This window comes from Aequorivita sp. CRS11, assembly GCF_059693805.1.
Genome location: NZ_JCATIG010000003.1, coordinates 374,865 through 391,414 on the forward strand (window position 1 = coordinate 374,865; position 16,550 = coordinate 391,414).

The 16,550-nt window shown below is 34.2% G+C and carries 14 protein-coding genes; 1 reads left to right on the forward strand and 13 read right to left on the reverse strand.

Going from position 1 to position 16,550, the window contains the following annotated elements:
- Positions 1 to 159: 159 nt before the first annotated feature.
- Positions 160 to 2,307: a bi-domain-containing oxidoreductase gene (locus tag AC58DT_RS07715; protein WP_497216292.1), complete on the reverse strand. Its 2,148-nt coding sequence runs from the start codon at positions 2,305 to 2,307 to the stop codon at positions 160 to 162.
- 351 nt (positions 2,308 to 2,658) lie between these two features.
- Between AC58DT_RS07715 and AC58DT_RS07720 the strand changes: the two genes are divergently transcribed.
- Positions 2,659 to 4,194, forward strand: a complete 1,536-nt coding sequence (locus AC58DT_RS07720) for a T9SS type A sorting domain-containing protein (protein ID WP_497216293.1) — start codon at positions 2,659 to 2,661, stop codon at positions 4,192 to 4,194.
- A 58-nt stretch (positions 4,195 to 4,252) separates the two neighbouring features.
- Here the strand turns inward: AC58DT_RS07720 and AC58DT_RS07725 are convergent, their stop codons facing one another.
- The 12 genes from AC58DT_RS07725 to rfbB form a co-directional block, all read right to left on the reverse strand.
- Positions 4,253 to 5,263, reverse strand: a complete 1,011-nt coding sequence (locus AC58DT_RS07725; protein ID WP_497216294.1) for a glycosyltransferase — start codon at positions 5,261 to 5,263, stop codon at positions 4,253 to 4,255.
- Positions 5,253 to 6,488, reverse strand: coding sequence for an O-antigen ligase family protein (locus AC58DT_RS07730; RefSeq protein WP_497216295.1), 1,236 nt, complete (start codon positions 6,486 to 6,488; stop codon positions 5,253 to 5,255). Before AC58DT_RS07730 ends, AC58DT_RS07725 begins: the two co-directional genes overlap by 11 nt.
- Positions 6,481 to 7,059 (reverse strand): acyltransferase, encoded by a 579-nt coding sequence (locus AC58DT_RS07735; protein WP_497216296.1) that lies wholly within the window; start codon positions 7,057 to 7,059, stop codon positions 6,481 to 6,483. The genes AC58DT_RS07730 and AC58DT_RS07735 overlap by 8 nt, the downstream gene beginning before the upstream one ends.
- Complete coding sequence (locus AC58DT_RS07740; RefSeq protein WP_497216297.1) at positions 7,052 to 8,260, reverse strand: hypothetical protein; 1,209 nt, start codon at positions 8,258 to 8,260, stop codon at positions 7,052 to 7,054. Before AC58DT_RS07740 ends, AC58DT_RS07735 begins: the two co-directional genes overlap by 8 nt.
- Before the next feature lie 75 nt (positions 8,261 to 8,335).
- Complete coding sequence (locus tag AC58DT_RS07745) at positions 8,336 to 9,658, reverse strand: oligosaccharide flippase family protein (RefSeq protein WP_497216298.1); 1,323 nt, start codon at positions 9,656 to 9,658, stop codon at positions 8,336 to 8,338.
- A gap of 60 nt (positions 9,659 to 9,718) precedes the next feature.
- Positions 9,719 to 10,927 carry a UDP-N-acetyl-D-mannosamine dehydrogenase gene (wecC, locus tag AC58DT_RS07750; protein ID WP_497216299.1) on the reverse strand — a complete coding sequence of 403 codons (1,209 nt, stop codon included), beginning with the start codon at positions 10,925 to 10,927 and terminating at the stop codon, positions 9,719 to 9,721.
- A gap of 1 nt (position 10,928) precedes the next feature.
- On the reverse strand, positions 10,929 to 12,053 hold the full coding sequence (gene wecB, locus AC58DT_RS07755) for a non-hydrolyzing UDP-N-acetylglucosamine 2-epimerase (protein WP_497216300.1): 1,125 nt from the start codon (positions 12,051 to 12,053) through the stop codon (positions 10,929 to 10,931).
- 44 nt (positions 12,054 to 12,097) lie between these two features.
- Positions 12,098 to 13,066, reverse strand: a complete 969-nt coding sequence (locus tag AC58DT_RS07760) for a DUF2273 domain-containing protein (protein ID WP_497216301.1) — start codon at positions 13,064 to 13,066, stop codon at positions 12,098 to 12,100.
- Positions 13,067 to 13,077: 11 nt separating this feature from the next.
- Positions 13,078 to 13,941 (reverse strand): dTDP-4-dehydrorhamnose reductase, encoded by an 864-nt coding sequence (rfbD, locus tag AC58DT_RS07765; RefSeq protein ID WP_497216302.1) that lies wholly within the window; start codon positions 13,939 to 13,941, stop codon positions 13,078 to 13,080.
- A gap of 106 nt (positions 13,942 to 14,047) precedes the next feature.
- Complete coding sequence (gene rfbC / locus AC58DT_RS07770) at positions 14,048 to 14,611, reverse strand: dTDP-4-dehydrorhamnose 3,5-epimerase (protein ID WP_497216303.1); 564 nt, start codon at positions 14,609 to 14,611, stop codon at positions 14,048 to 14,050.
- Between the two features lie 2 nt (positions 14,612 to 14,613).
- On the reverse strand, positions 14,614 to 15,471 hold the full coding sequence (gene rfbA, locus AC58DT_RS07775) for a glucose-1-phosphate thymidylyltransferase RfbA (protein WP_497216304.1): 858 nt from the start codon (positions 15,469 to 15,471) through the stop codon (positions 14,614 to 14,616).
- A gap of 67 nt (positions 15,472 to 15,538) precedes the next feature.
- Positions 15,539 to 16,549, reverse strand: coding sequence for a dTDP-glucose 4,6-dehydratase (gene rfbB, locus AC58DT_RS07780; protein ID WP_497216305.1), 1,011 nt, complete (start codon positions 16,547 to 16,549; stop codon positions 15,539 to 15,541).
- Position 16,550: the final 1 nt, after the last annotated feature.

Here is a 16,550-nt window from a genome sequence, read left to right on the forward strand (position 1 = left end):
TATGTAGAAGGTATCTGTTAATTGTAATTTTGAGTATTCTCTACCAAAAAACAACAAAAACAGAAAATTGATAAGGAAAAGAATTATAAATACTTTTTCACTAATTTTTAATGAAGAAAAATAACGTGGAAAAGAATTAATATTCAAGAATTCCATTTATCAATTGATTATATCCTGCGGTAATCCCGTTGTAAGTGAATCTAAGATTTTAAAAGTTGTAATTGTAGTTAGGTATATGGATTCAAAAGGAATTGGGGCTTCGGTATTTTGTTTTAAGGATTTTAAAAAGGCTTCAACTTCCTGTTTGTGGCCTTTGCCGTCCAATTTCAGTTTTATCTGTTTGTTGCCTTTGTGGATATCCCCTTTTCTGAAATCGTGGATTCTACCCACTTTTCCACCACTAAAAACTTCAATCAATTCTTTTGGAAGCGATTTGTCGCCATTGCCAAGATATAAAAGATTCCCGATAGAACCATCGCTAAAGGAAACGGTAATAGAAATATTATCTTCAGTTGTTAAGCTTTGATTGTCCGATTTAATGGAAGCTGCATAAACCTTTACAGGTTTTGCATCAGTAAAATATTGCATCAAATCAATAAAATGGCACATTTCACCAATAATTCTTCCGCCGCCAATATTTTTGTTCTGTGTCCAATGATCCTTTGGAATAAAGCCTGCATTTATACGAATGTTCACCACTTTTGGTTCGCCATTACCGGCAAATTCGGACTTTATCTTTTCAGCAATTGGGGAAAATCTTCGGTTGAAGCCGACCATTAATTTTTGGTTGTTTTCCGAATAAACCTTTTTAACCTCCTCTAGTTCGTCATAATTCATCGCCAAGGGCTTCTCAACGAAAACATTTTTTCCTGCTTTCAAAACCTCCATAGTGTATGAAGCGTGGCTGTTGTGTGGCGTTGCAATGAAAACCGTGTTTATTTTGCTATTGTTGATTACATCCTGCGCATCGGAAGAGGCATTGTTAAATCCGAACTTTGAAGCAACGTTTTTCGCAGTAATTCCCTTGGTTGTCACAACCGTATCTAGAGACGCTCCCTCTTTCTTAGTATAAGGAATCAAATAGCTCTGTGCAAAACTACCCGCGCCAATGAAACCGATGTTTACAGTTGAAATGGCATTTGACTTTACTGAAACAAGCGATGTTTTTTTCGTCTCACTTTCAGGATAGGACAGAAGAATACCAATATGTGGTTCTTCTACTTTGCCCAAAACAATGTCGTACGCTTTTTCAGCTTCAGAAATGTCAAAAGTATGCGTGATAAGGTCTTTAAGTTTTACTGTTCCTTGCGAAATAAGGTCCAAAAAGGTTTCCATATTGCGCTGCTCGGTGTAGCGCACGTATGCAAAAGGATAGTCAACACCATCTTCTTCATAAACAGTATCATATCGTCCTGGGCCGTAAGAACAAGACATTTTCAGTTCAAGTTCCTTTCTATAAAAATCTGGGTCGCGGGGAATGTCCATCTTTACGGCGCCCACTATAATAACTTTTCCTTTTTTACGGCTTATTACTGCGGAAAGCTCAATGGGGTCGTTGCTTGGCGCAGCGGCTGTGATAATCACACTGTCAAAACCATGGCCATCAGTAAAATTATCTATTGCTGTATTTAAGTTTGAATCGCTTCGCAACATTGCGGCATCCGCCCCACTTTTTATGGCGAGGTCAACCAAGTTTTTGGAAAGATCCACACCAAAAACACGGCAGCCGTTTGCTTTTAATAATTGCACGGTAAGCTGACCTAAAAGTCCGAGACCGATTACACAAACCTTATCGCCCAATCTGGGTTCTGCTTGGCGTACGCCCTGTAAGGCGATTGCGCCCAACGTAGTAAAACTTGCTTCTTCAAAAGAAACATTATCTGGGATTTTAACTACCAAGTTTTGTGGAATAGCAACTACCTCAGCATGCGAGGCATAATCCTGTCCCGCACAAGCAACACGATCTCCTGGCTTGAATTTACGATTGCTGTCCATAGAAGCGGCAACAACGCCAGCAGTACTGTAGCCAAGAGCTTTTAATGAATCAAGTTTGGTTTTTACTTTATCTATGGTCGCTTTTAGACCTTCTTTTTTTATATTTTGAAGTACTTGCGCAACAAGGTCGGGGCGTTGTTTGGCTTTGCCTATAAGATTGGCTTTCCCAACTTTTACGGTACCTCTTTCAGTTCCTGCGCTTATCAGCGAAAATTTGTTCTCTACCAGTACCATGTTTTCCGAAATGGATGGGTTTGGGACTTCATCTACATATAATTCTCCCGTTTTAAAGTTTTGGATTACTTGTTTCATTATCGTGAAATTTGGTGCAAAAGTAAGGTTTTTTAAGAAAGGAGAAATTCTTAAAACCTCAAGAATATTATCGTCGGCTATTTTTTTATAACTTTATTGGATACAACACTTTCATTACAATCTTAATATTTGGCTGTGCAATTCATTTTTATTATAATTAACGCATTAAATATTCAAATGTATAAGTTCTGCCATAGTTAAATGTGGCTTGAGAAGGGTAGTTCTGGATTACTTGTTTCATTATCGCGAATTTTGGTCCAAAAGTAAGGGCTTTTATGCAAAATGCTAGAGTTTACAATCTTTTAAAGCTGATAGCATAAAAAAGGTTATTTTATATAATTACCTCTGAAAATGATATCTTTACAAAAAATTTATTCTTATGAAAGGCTGTTTTCTCTTAACTCTTGTTTCTTAACAAATAATATTTATTCGCAAGATATTTCCTTAGTTTGGCAGCATTGTTATGGTGGTACATGGGACGATGAAGTTGGTTCGATTAGACAAACACCAGACGGCGGGTATATAGTTGCAGGATTCTCAGAATCAGATGATGGAGACATTACAGCCCATATTAACTTAGAGGATTATTGGATTGTAAAGCTTAATTCGTCTGGCATTTTAGAATGGGAAAAATCATTTGGTGGTTACTGGAGTGAAAATATTAGCTCGATAGAATTAACCCCAGACGGGGGGTATATTTTGGCTGGTAGATCAGCATCTTCTGATGGAGATGTTTCATTTAATCATGGAGAATATGACTTTTGGATAGTTAAGCTCGACGAATTGGCAAATATAGTATGGGAAAAGTCTTATGGAGGCACATTTGGTGATCATGCTGAATCCATTCAAATAACTACGGATGGGGGGTACATAGTTGTTGGTAGTTCATTTTCAAATGATGGAGATCTTTCAGAAAACAAAGGTTTATCAGATGGTTGGGCCTTAAAAATAAATGAAAATGGTGCTGTTGAATGGGAAATTTCCCTCGGGGGTTCGCACTACGATGAATTTCGCTCTGTTCGCCAAACGAATGACGGCGATTATGTAATTGTTGGTAACACTTACTCAAATGATGGAGATATTTTGAGCAATCATGGAGGGTATGATTTGTGGTTTGTTAAACTTAATGCTACGGGAGAAGTAATATTAAATAAGACAATGGGTGGTACTTCGCATGAGGGAGGTTTGTCAATCCAAGAAATGGCAGATGGAAGTTCCATTTTAGCTGGTTATAGCCAATCTATAGATGGGGATGTTTCTATTAATAACGGCTATGAGGATTTTTGGATTGTAAAAGTAGATATTAATGGAGATATTTTATGGGAAAAATCATATGGTGGAAGTGGTTTAGAAATGGCGGTATCTATTGTGAAAACTATTGACGATGGATTTGTTGTAGGAGGTATTTCAGAATCTAATGATGGTGATGTTACACAAAATTATGGTAGATATGATTATTGGGTAATAAAACTTAATAATATCGGAGAACTAGAGTGGGAAAAATCAATTGGAGGTGTAGATTGGGATACGCCAAAATCCGTAATCCAGAATAATGAAGGAAATTATGTTATTGCCGGAAGTTCTTGGAGCCCTTGTCCTGGGCGGGGATATTATAATTTTTCTATTGTAGAATTGACTGAATCGCCTTTAGGCTTAACAGAATTTACTAGCGGTGATTTTAACATAAATCCAAATCCTGTAAAAGATGTTTTGACAGTAAACAGTAAAGATGCTGTTGATTTCTTAAAGATATTCTCTACAAATGGTAAACTGCTTAAAGAAACTACAGCATCTAGTATCAACGTTTCTGAATTGGCTTCAGGTTTATATTTTGTAGTGGTTTCAATAGATGGAAGGAACGATACTAAAAAGTTTATTAAAATCTAAAATTAGATTGTATAATATGTAAATTCTATAGACAAATTATCGTTTTTAACATAATAATTTATTTAAGCTCTTTTAAATTTTCTAAATAAATAACCATTAAAGTTTCATGATACGTAAGTTCTTCTTTTTGCTTCAAGATTTCCGTTTTAGGGGTATTTAAAACATATTCTACTTTCTTTGAAAGATCTTCGAGATCGTTATCTTTAAAAAGGACTGCACCCACGGGTCTTTCACAAACATCACTAGCTACTGCTGGAACTCCCAAATCCATTGCTTCTTGAATGGAAACTCCATAACCATCCGATAAATTGGGGCGTAACAAAAACTTACATTGTTTTACATAATCAATTAGGTTTTCATTGTATATCACTTCTAAATCATTTTCAATCGAATAATCATCAATCATATTTCTTAAAAACTCCTTGTCTGAATCGAGTTCATTACCGATTAGAAATAGCATCTTAAATTTTGCTTTGTTTTTCTTTAAAAAAGTGAAGGCAAGTGGAACGTTGTAAATTTCCGTAGCAAGTTTTTTATTGAATTTCCATACACTAAAAAGGAAGATCTGTTTGTGAGAGACTACAGTCTTTTCATTTATTAGATTAGGTGGAACATAAGCCGGGAGAAATATGGTAGAAATTCCATTACTGTCTAAAAATCCCTTTAAATTTTTAGATACCGAAATAAGGGTCAATCTCTTTGTCTTGGACAAAAAAAACAGCGCTATTTTAAGTTTTAATCCTGAATAATTTAAAAGTCTTTCAGAATGAATCGTAACAATGATGTTCTCACTTCTTAAAAGAGAAAAGAGCCAATAATAAATAAAATGAAAATAAAAGAATTGGTGGAAATGAAACGCTTTGTATTTTTTTAGGAATAAAAGTTTCAGATACCATATTGGTTTCTTTCTTGTAGCGATTATATTTTCCTCTTGAGTAAATCCATGATTGTAAACGGTATAATCAATTTCTGCCCTTTTTAAATAATATTCAAGTCTTTTTATATGTACAGAGATGCCGCCTAGTGGAGGCGGGTATGGTCCAAATATGGCTAGGTCTTTATTCTTCATTTGTTTTAGTTAGAAAAAAACAATAAAAAAATGACAGGAAAATGATTCCCTGTGCTATAAAGAGCGTTTCAGTTATTGAGGTAATTGTAATAATCAAGGTGAAGGAAAGTAAAACTAGGTCGTCTTTTTTAAAGCTGTTCAGTAATAAAATTAGTAGTAGTAATAAATAGGAAATTAGCAGTACAATGCCTCCGCTTAATACTAATTCCAAATAACTATTATGTGCATTAAAACGCTTTTCCCAAAACAAAGTGTGATTTTCTTCCTTATATTTTTGAAGTAATACTTCTCTGGCAGATCCTGTACCGTACCCAAAAATAGGACGATCCTTAATCAAATCTAAAGCATCCTGCCAAAGCAATAATCTTCCTTGTTCTTCAGGGGCATTATTCTGTATAAATTCTTTATTATTAAATTTATAATCATATTCATATCCTATAGTATATAAGACTCTTTCTTTAACAATTGGGATATTAAAAGCTATAACAGCTATTGCTATTAAAGAAAGACTATAAATTGCAATGTATCTAATTCTGTTCGAACCTTTTCTTGACACAACATTTTTGAAAAAATATAACCCCATAATTATAAAGAAAATGATATATCCAATCCTACTTCCATATAAAATAATAGCTATTCCTTGAATCAAGCCAATTATGTAAAAAAGCTTATTGGGGTATGTTAATTGCTTTCTTAGAAATAAGAAAAAACTTAATGACAACAATGTAAACATTGATAAATAAGTAGGGTGTTGGTCAAATACTTCCAAGAAATCATACCTATAAAAATAATACCAATTAAAAATGCCCCCACGCCCCCAAAAACCTATTTGTCTAATAATTGCAGTAGCCAGACAAATTGTAAAAAAGATGGTCACTGAATGAATAAATATTTTAATTATTAAAACTCGTTCCTTCCTTTGGAATGGCTTAATAGTAGTAAAAATTAATGGAAATACTATAAAAGGAAGGTGCCTCACTATGTCTTTTTGTCCTTGGTTTAAATCGACTGAATAGAAAATTTCTAATATTAAGATTAAGAAAAACAAGCTCAGCAAATAAAGATTATTCCATTTTAATATGTTTTTAAAATTTAAGTTTTTAAAATTGAGAAGCCAAAAACCGATAAATAAAAACAACCCAATAGAGCCGGTTGCGATTGAAAATATATAGCCAATCGATGCGGCGGCAGCGCCATAGACCAAAAGTTTTCTATTTTTACCCAATTCCAGCTGATTTATAAATTTCCTTTATTTCCGTTAAAGTGTATTTGCTATTTACGTTTGCCAAAACGGCATTAAGTTCCTTATCATCAAATCTTCTTTTATAGCGTTTTGCTGGCACTCCAAATGCAATACAAAAGGGAGGGACAAAGCCATTTACTACTGCTCCACTGGCAATCACCGCCCCTTCACTAATAAAAGCATTGGATAATATAGTTGTGTTAGCGCCAATCCATACCCCATTTTCTATTTCTATCTTAGTATTCTCTACTTTCATTTCTGGGGCAAAACGTATATGTTTTTCAGCATATCGAAGATCGTGATCACCCCCAAATATTTTACAAAATGGTCCAAACATTATATCGTCGCCAATAAATACAGGAATGTATTTATTTGTTACGAAATAGCCGTACGGTCCCGAATAAAAATTATTTCCAATAGAAAAATATTGAGGGTTTTTAATTTCTGATCTATAGCCAAATTTGAAATTTGACCCCACTTTTTTTAATTTTATTTTAAGAATGGGTCTATTAAAAACAATATTGATTAGTCTATATATAAGCGCTTCAAACATTATGTAGTTTTTTGCTGAGGTTTCTATTTATTAAGAGCAAAAAAATGAAATGTAGGCCGGCAATACCGCTCTCAAAAAAGTGGCCAGCTGTTGCAATAATAATAGCAAGGGAAATTCCAAAAAATAGTTTAAAATCTTTCGGAAATGAAATCATTTTAAAAATATTATAAAAAATATATAGATATAGAATACTTCCGAAAATGCCAAAGAAAAGAAAAAGATCTATAAAGCCCATTTCAATATAATGACTAACTACATCCTGTCCGCCAAAAATAAAATTTGGAATAGTCCACTCTTCAAAAATCAACGGTTTCAGTTTCTCTCTAATATATGCTCCTCTGCCTGAAAGTAAAGCTCCCCAAAGCCCTTCTCTTTCATACATATACATAAATATATTGTATGAATTAATAAAAATCCTGTTTATAGCAGAACTGAATAAAAAATAACCGAAAATCAAAAAAGAAATTCCAAAAGTCAAAATATTTTTTAAAGAAACTCTCTTAAAAAGATGAAAGAGAAAAAGTAAAATTAAATATAGATAAACAGCTTTAGTAGCTACTATAATGGAGGGTATTATAACTATCCAGAAAAAATATTCTTTAATATTTAGATAGAATCTCCTATAATAAACCGTAGTAACTGCAAATATAAATATGTAAGATGCTTCATTCTGTGCAAAAATAAGTCCATCAAAACCAAATCTCCAGGGACCACTATAAGTACTTAAAACTTCAATATCAAATAAAAATCCTATGACTATTAGACAACTATTAAGTATGATAATAAACCTATAAAATTTAAATATTTTAAGTGGATAATGATTAAAGCTTAATATATCTAAAGCGGCTAATGCAACTATTAAAGGAAAAAAATATTTAAAAAGAGTGTTGAAATTTTCATAAAATAGGAGATTTTCAAAATTTAGACTTAAAAAGAATTGCCCTATGAAAAATCCAAATAAAAGGATGACAATACTTATAAGGATATTAATCTTGGATCTATTTAATGCGATTAGCGAAAAAATTAAAACCACTATTTCAAAAAACCCCTTTAAAAATGCACTGTATCTATAAAATCCAGACCCTCCTCTTTGTAGTATTTTACCGAGTCCATCCGTGAAATAGAATATAACAAAAGCCACCGCCAACAACCATATTGAAAAGCTCAATAAAGTTGTTTTTTTTATTACTAGATTATTCACCACCTTTTTTTGATCATTTAAGAAAATTGATTATCAAACAGAATTAATCTATTCATTTGGTAATTAAAAAATTCTTTATTTAATATATTGATGATATAAGGTTTTAAGATCGTTTATACTAAACCAAGATAAAACATATAATTTTTTATAGATAAAGTAGCTTCCGGCTATTGTCCATAGACTTATTCCAATAAAACTGGCAAGAGCAATGCCATTTATACCCCATAAGTTTACCAAAGTAAAAGCCAAAATTAATTTGATTACAAATGTTGACAAAAGTATATTCTGAAAAAGCCTTTGGTAGTTGGTCATTTGCAATAATAAACTTACTGGACCCAAAATACCATTTATAAATTGTGCCGCAGTGAGCAATAAAAGCACAATCCAGCCATTTTCAAATTCACTGCCGAAAAAACCTAGTAATTGTTTGCTAAATAAAAGAATTATTAAAGTGGGCACAAACAATAATGGAAGTACTAAAATAAAATTTTGTGTCAATACCATTTGAAGTTTTTTAGTATCTCCTTCGGCATAAATTTCAGAAATTCTTGGAGCTAAAAAAGCATTAAAGGCTAAAAAGCTAAAGGTCACTAAATTGGATAATTTTAATGCAACACTGTATATGCCTGCTTGATCTTCATCGAGATAAATGTCAATAATAATGAAATCTACCCAAAGAAGTGTAATAATTAGTATGGAGGAGAAGAAAAATTCTTTGGAACTTTTAAATATTTCTAATAAGGAGTAAGCTGTTCGTTCCGATGTTTTAGTATAATTAGAAAACTTATTGAAATTTATTCTTAATAATACAAAAGAAAATATTGCATTTAGAAGAAGGCTTAATAAATAAATGAAAATTATTTCATCTTGATTTCCTTCAAAGATTGGTAATAAAAATAGGATTACTGTAACAAAGTGTTTTGATAATTGTGTAAAAAAACTGTACCATTCAGCTTTTTTCATTCCTCTAAAAACCGCGCTATTTATGTCAATAAATACATTAATTACAAGACCCAAGCCTACCATTACAAAGATAAACTCATTAAAATATAAATAGAGTGCGTAGGCAGTAAATAATATTCCAATACTTATAGGGACGAGATAGCTCTTGAGTATTTTATAATAGAGATTTTTTATGTCGCCGAGAAAAAAATCTTTCATTAAGATGGAAACTTGTTTTACTAAAAAAACATCCAATCCAAAATATAAAACAGTACTTAGGATTACAGTGTAGGTAAGGAATAATGCAAAAGCCCCATTTCCTTCTGCACCATATTTTTGAGCTATTAAATAGGATAAGGCATAGTTGGCAAGTGCTCCAAATACCTTTATTATAGTGGAAGTTAATCCCTTTTTGAGGATGTTATCTTTACCGCTAAGTGTACTTTTAATATTCATAAATGTATTCTTAACAAGTAATTTTTATTGATTTTAATTTAATTCTTAAAAGAATAAAAATCAATTTCTCACACCGCAAAAATCCAAAACCTGCATCTGGATTTCTCCATTAAACCCTTTAAATTCTTTATGCGCTACCAAAAACACCATAATGTCAGATGTTGCTTTAGCATCTGATAATGATGTTAAATTAAACTTATCATGAGATTCTAGGTTGGGCTCCACAAACAAAACTTTATAACCATCTGTTTGCAATTGCTCCGCAACATGAAGGGCGGGAGATTCTCTTAAATCGTCAATATTAGGCTTAAAGGCAAGTCCCATACAAGCTATTACTGCATCCCTTCCATTTTCAATTTTAAATTGAAGAGCCGCATTTTTAACTTTTTCAATGGCCCACTCTGTTTTGTAATTATTGATTTCGCGGGCGGAGCGGATTATTTTTGCTTCTTCCGGAAATTCAGAAACAATAAACCAAGGATCTACCGCGATACAGTGGCCGCCAACGCCTGTTCCGGGTTGCAAAATGTTTACGCGCGGATGTTTATTGGCCAAACGGATCAATTCCCAAACATTAATATTCGCTTTATCACAAATCATAGAAAGTTCATTGGCAAAGGCAATTTGTACGTCGCGAGAGGAGTTTTCAACCAATTTGCACATTTCAGCGGTTTGTGAATTTGTTTTGTGAAGTTCGCCTTTTACAAAATGTTTATAAAAGCCAACAGCTTTTTCAGTGGAAGCTTCGTCAACCCCACCTATTGCACGATCATTCTGTTCCAATTCATATATCACATTTCCAGGCAATACACGCTCGGGACAATAGGCAATGAAAATTTCGCCTTTTAAATCGGGACGTTTATTAAAAATTATTTCTTGTATTTTATGGGTAGTGCCAACGGGGCTTGTAGATTCCAAAATAACCAAAGCTCCCTTTTGAAGGGTAGGAATTATATTATTGACCGCGCTTTCCACATAAGAAATATCTGGGGTGTGATTCTCTTTAAAAGGGGTTGGAACAGCTATCAAATAAACATCTGCCTTTAGGGGCTTCGTTGAAGCTTTAAGGTAGCCTTGCTTAACCACATGGTGAACCAGGCCATCAAGATCTGGTTCCACTATGTGAATTTTCCCTTCATTTATAGTATTTACTACACGCTGAGAAATATCAACACCTGTAACATTTAATCCTTTGCTCGCTATCAGTGCTGCAGTGGGCAGGCCTATATAGCCCAAGCCCATCATTACCACTGTGGGTTTATTTTCCATGTTATAATTGTTCAATAAAATTTACGATTCGTTCTGTTGATTTTCCATCGCCATAGGGATTGTGCAACATACTCATAGCGTTATAGTATTCTATATTATTCAATAGTTTTTCGGTTTCAGTTACAATTCTACTTTTATCCGTTCCTACCAAAAGCACTGTTCCTTCATCCACCGCTTCAGGGCGTTCGGTGGTTGTGCGGGTTACCAATACAGGTTTTCCTAAACTAGGTGCTTCCTCTTGAATTCCACCACTATCGGTAATGATTAGGTATGATTTTTCCATCAACCATATAAATGCGGGATAGGCTAATGGTGATACGAGATGGATATTTTCGACTCCGCTAAGTAATTCATGGACTGGACCAACTACATTCGGGTTTAAATGTACCGGATATATTATTTCAACATCGGGATTGTTCTCTGCGATTGTTTTTAACGCAGCGCAAATATTTATAAGTCCGTCCCCGTGATTTTCCCTGCGATGGCCAGTTACAAGTATAATTTTTTTCTGAAAATTTAAAATAGTTTTTAAATTTTCAATTTCTGCATCCTTAAAATTTTCAGTATTTACTTTTTCAATGCCATAAAGCAGGGCATCAATAACCGTATTACCTGTAACCAAAATATTTTGCTCTTTGGTATTTTCAGTTAAAAGATTTTTCTTGGAAAGCTGCGTGGGTGCGAAATGGTAATCGGCAATTTTTCCCGTAAGCTGACGGTTGAATTCTTCCGGGAAGGGATATTGGCGGTCAAAAGTTCGTAAACCTGCCTCGACATGACATATTTTTGCGCCACTGTAAAAGGCTGCAATGCCAACAGCCATAGATGTTGTTGTATCTCCATGAACATATACATAGTCTGGTTTTACCTCATCCAAGACAGGCTTCATGTTTTCGATTATTGTGGCAGTCAAGGAGTAAAGATTTTGATTGGGGCGCATTAAGTCGAGGTCAAAATCTGGAATAATTTCGAAGAAATCCAGCACTTGGTCAAGCATTTCGCGATGTTGGGCAGTAACGCAAACTTTGGTAACAAAATTTTTGTTCTTTAAAAATTTTTGGACCAAGGGCGCCATTTTTATGGCTTCGGGGCGAGTGCCAAATACTATTAAATTCGTTTTAGACATTAATTTTTTTGAAGAATCAGAAAGAGTTATATTATTTCACTAATTTAATTAGCTGTATTAGCATAATTTTTCAACTTTTTTAAAATATAAAGGATGAAAAAAACTAAAGAAAACAAAAAGACAAACAATAGCGGATATTTAACTTTATTTGAAATGTGCAAAATCCTTTCAGGTTCCATATTGTAATTGGCACTAACTAATTTGATAATTTCATGTTGATCTATAAATTTGGTCTGTAACTTGAATCTATTATTAAGTAGAGCTTGTTTAGTATTTATCATTTGATACAGATCACTTTGGGTACTAATATAAACTGATTGTGCTTGCTTTGAATCCGTATTTTCCGAAACAGCTTTCATAACGGAATCAATTTGAGAAACCATTTTTTCGTTTTGGGAAATTTGTATTTCAGTATCTCTAAGACCAACTTGTTGATAAAGCTTAAAATGTTCATTACTGTTGAAATATTCAAGAATGCGATTTGAAATTTGCTCTGAATTATCGCCTTTGCAGATAATATTAATCTTATGATATTTATAATATTTACTTATAGTTTTGTCTTTTAGAAATTCTTCAGGATCTTTATCATCATATAAAATTTTTAAAGTTTCTAAATAGTCTTTCTTTTCCGCCATGAAATTATAAATATCGACTATTGGTTCAATTTCAATATTAGCGAAATCTAGATAATCTTCACCTAAAATAGATTTAAAAAAAATTGAATCCTTTGCGTCTTTTTTTAAATTAAAAGCTTCTACTTTTTCATATAAATAATCTGTACTTTCAAAATTGGGAATTACTATTAATTCATTTTGAAAAACTGGTTCACTAACACTGTCTAAATAATAACCTATTCCAAAACCTATGATAATCAAAACTAATGTTACAATTAGATATTTTTTAAAGAAAGAAATAACAAGAAATAATACTCTTGCCAGCTTTTTAAAAAGCCCTCCAATTGACCTAAACAAATACCCCAAATCAACCTCTTCCGATGAATTTTGCTGTGCCATATAAACTAATATTATAAATTAATGACTGTCTTTTTTAATACAGATTCTAGGCTTTCCTGCCAATCTATCTGCTTAATACTTAAATTGTTCAATGCCTTTGCGTTATCTAAAACGCTATATACCGGGCGTGCGGCAAAAGTACGGTAATGGTTTGTTTTTGCAAGATTTGCATCTTTTAATTTTTCCGTTTGCTTAAGTATCTCCTCGGCAAAGCCAAACCAGGTGGTTTTGCCGCTGTTGCTGTAATGGTAAACGCCATAATTTGTTGAATCTTGCGCAATTACCTGTAATAGCGCTTTCGCCAAATCATTTGCGTTCGTGGGCGTTCCCGTCTGTTCGGTTGTGATTGTAAGTGATTTTCCTTCTTCAGCGTATCTTAAGATCGTTTTCAAAAAATTATGCCCGTATTGCGAATACAGCCACGAGGAGCGAAATATAAAATACTTAGTGCATATTTCTTTTATATTTTTTTCTCCTTTCAACTTAGAAGCCCCGTAAATATTGATGGGGTTTGTAGCGTCAGTTTCGAAATAAGGTGATTTCTTTTTTCCATCAAAAACGTAATCTGTGGAAACGTGCAGTAAAACAACATCATTATCTTTGCAAATACTCGCCAAATTTTTTACGGCTTCAGCGTTGATAGCAAACGCTTTTTCAGATTCACTTTCTGCCTTTTCAACATTGGTATATGCTGCAGTATTAATACAGTGTGAAAAATTATTTTTTTTAAAGAATTTCCTTAATGAATCTTCTTCTTGAATATCAAGTTCTTCCTTTGAAACAAAGACAAATTCAAGGTCGGGAAAACTGGCAGCTGCATCTTTTATGCATCTTCCCAATTGTCCGTTTGCGCCTGTAACCAATATTTTTTTCATAGCCCCTAAATCCCCGAAGGGGACTTTTACCCTATCCTTTTAATTATATTATCAATAAAATAAGACAATTATCATTGTTTTAAACTCAATTCTCGCAGCCTTCCCTTTAAGAATTGCTAGGGTAATGACTTACCGCTTCTCCAAAATTGGGAAGTTCCAAATCTTTTTCTGAAATAATAAATTCTTCCTTTGGAAGATACCAATCTAATGCCAAGGTTGCGTCATTATAGATTATTCCGCTTTCCGAAGCATTATCGTAATAATTATCACATTTATATGAAAAAATGGATTGTTCGGAAAGTGTAATAAAACCATGTGCAAACCCGCGGGGAACAAATAATTGCAGATGTTCCACATCATCCAAAACCACCGAAAATGATTTTCCGAAGGTTTCTGAATCTTTTCGGATATCCACCACAATGTCCAAAACCTTGCCTTTCACAACACGAACCAACTTGGCCTGGGCCATTTTTCCATTTTGAAAATGAAGTCCGCGCAACACTCCTTTTGAAGAAACCGACTGGTTATCCTGCACAAAATCAATATTAAGTCCAGTAACTTTTTCAAAAACTTTTTGATTGTAGGTTTCATAAAAAAGTCCGCGTTCGTCCCTAAAGACATTCGGTTTCAAAATAAAACAATCTTTTAATGGGGTGTGTTGTATTTCCAAATCTAATTTAGTTGAAGTAAATGTTTTCCGTAGCCGCTTTTCAATAAAGGTTCTGCCAAAGCCACTAATTGTTCTTTTGAAATATAGCCCATTTCATACGCAGCTTCTTCGATGGCGCCAATTTTTAGGCCCTGTCTTTCCTCAATAACCTCAACAAATTGGGCAGCCTGCATCAAGGAAGCAAAAGTTCCGGTATCCAGCCAAGCGGTACCTTTGTCCAGTATGCTGACACTCAGTTTTCCCTTTTTTAAATATTCGTTGTTTACATCGGTTATTTCCAGTTCGCCACGGGCGCTGGGTTTTATGTTGGCCGCAATTTCCACAACGCTATTGTCGTAAAAATAAATACCCGGAACCGCGTAATTTGATTTTGGGCTTTTGGGTTTTTCCTCAATGGAAAGCGCTTTTCCGCTTTTATCAAACTCCACAACCCCATATCTTTCGGGGTCTAAAACGTGGTATGCATAAATCACGCCCCCATCGGGATTGTTGTTTGATTGCAACAATTCCTTTAAACCAGAACCGTAAAAAATATTGTCGCCAAGTATCAATGCCACTTTATCATTTCCTATAAAATCCTTTCCAATAATAAAAGCTTCCGCAAGGCCGTTTGGATTTGCCTGTTCGGCGTATTGAAAATTACAGCCCAATTTTTTACCATCGCCCAAAAGTTGTTTGAAAAGCGGAAGATCCTGCGGTGTAGAAATAATCAAAATATCCCGAATACCAGCATACATAAGGGTTGATAGCGGATAATAAATCATCGGTTTGTCATACACCGGCATCAACTGCTTGCTCACAGCCAAGGTGATGGGGTGCAAACGGGTGCCCGAACCTCCTGCTAAAATTATTCCTTTCATTTGTGTTTATTTTGCCACGAATTCACGAATACTTTTTTACAATTATTCTTGAACTCGTGGTTTTAAATTACAATCTATCTCTATTTTTCAAATACCAAGCAATCGTTTTCCGAATGCCTGTCTCAAAATTTTCTTTCGCCTTCCAACCAAGTTCATTTTCTATTTTTGAAGCATCAATAGCGTATCTAAAATCGTGGCCTGGACGGTCTTTTACAAATGTTATTTGTTCTTTATGCGGCGAATCCTTCGGAAGCATTTCATCCAGCAATTCACAGATAACGTTTGCAATATAAAGGTTTTCACGTTCATTGCGACCGCCGATGTTATAGGTTTCGCCGAGCTTTCCATTTTTCAAAGCCAAATAAATTCCGCTGCAATGGTCCATCACGTAAAGCCAATCGCGCACGTTTTTTCCGTCGCCGTAAATTGGGATGGGTTCACCCGAAATTGCTTTGCGAATAATCGTTGGAATCAATTTTTCCTTATGCTGATTGGGTCCATAATTATTTGAGCAATTTGTAGTTACAACCGGCAAACCATAAGTGTGAAAATAACTGCGCACAATAAAATCTGAGGATGCCTTTGAAGCACTGTACGGACTATTCGGCGCATAAGGCGTTTCTTCCGTAAAAAGTCCCGTTTCTCCCAAAGTGCCGTAAACCTCATCTGTGGAAATGTGCAGAAAACGGGCATTTTTAAATTCATCTTTCAAATCATTCGGGCCGTTCATCCAGGTTTTGTAAGCGCTCTGAAGTAAATTGAAGGTGCCCACTATATTTGTTTGAATAAATTCCGAAGGTCCCGAAATGGAATTGTCCACATGGCTTTCCGCTGCGAAATGTACTACTTTTTGAAATTTATGTTTTTCAAATAAATCCTGAATAAAAAAAGCATCACAAATATCTCCTTTTATAAAGGTGATTTTATGTGAAACAGCTTCCAAATTCTTCAAATTTCCGGCATAGGTTAGCTTGTCCAACACGAAAATGTCATCTTCTGAATTTTTAAGGACGTATTCCACATAATTGGAACCTATAAATCCTGCGCCTCCCGTAATCAGTACTTTAACGTTTTTCAAA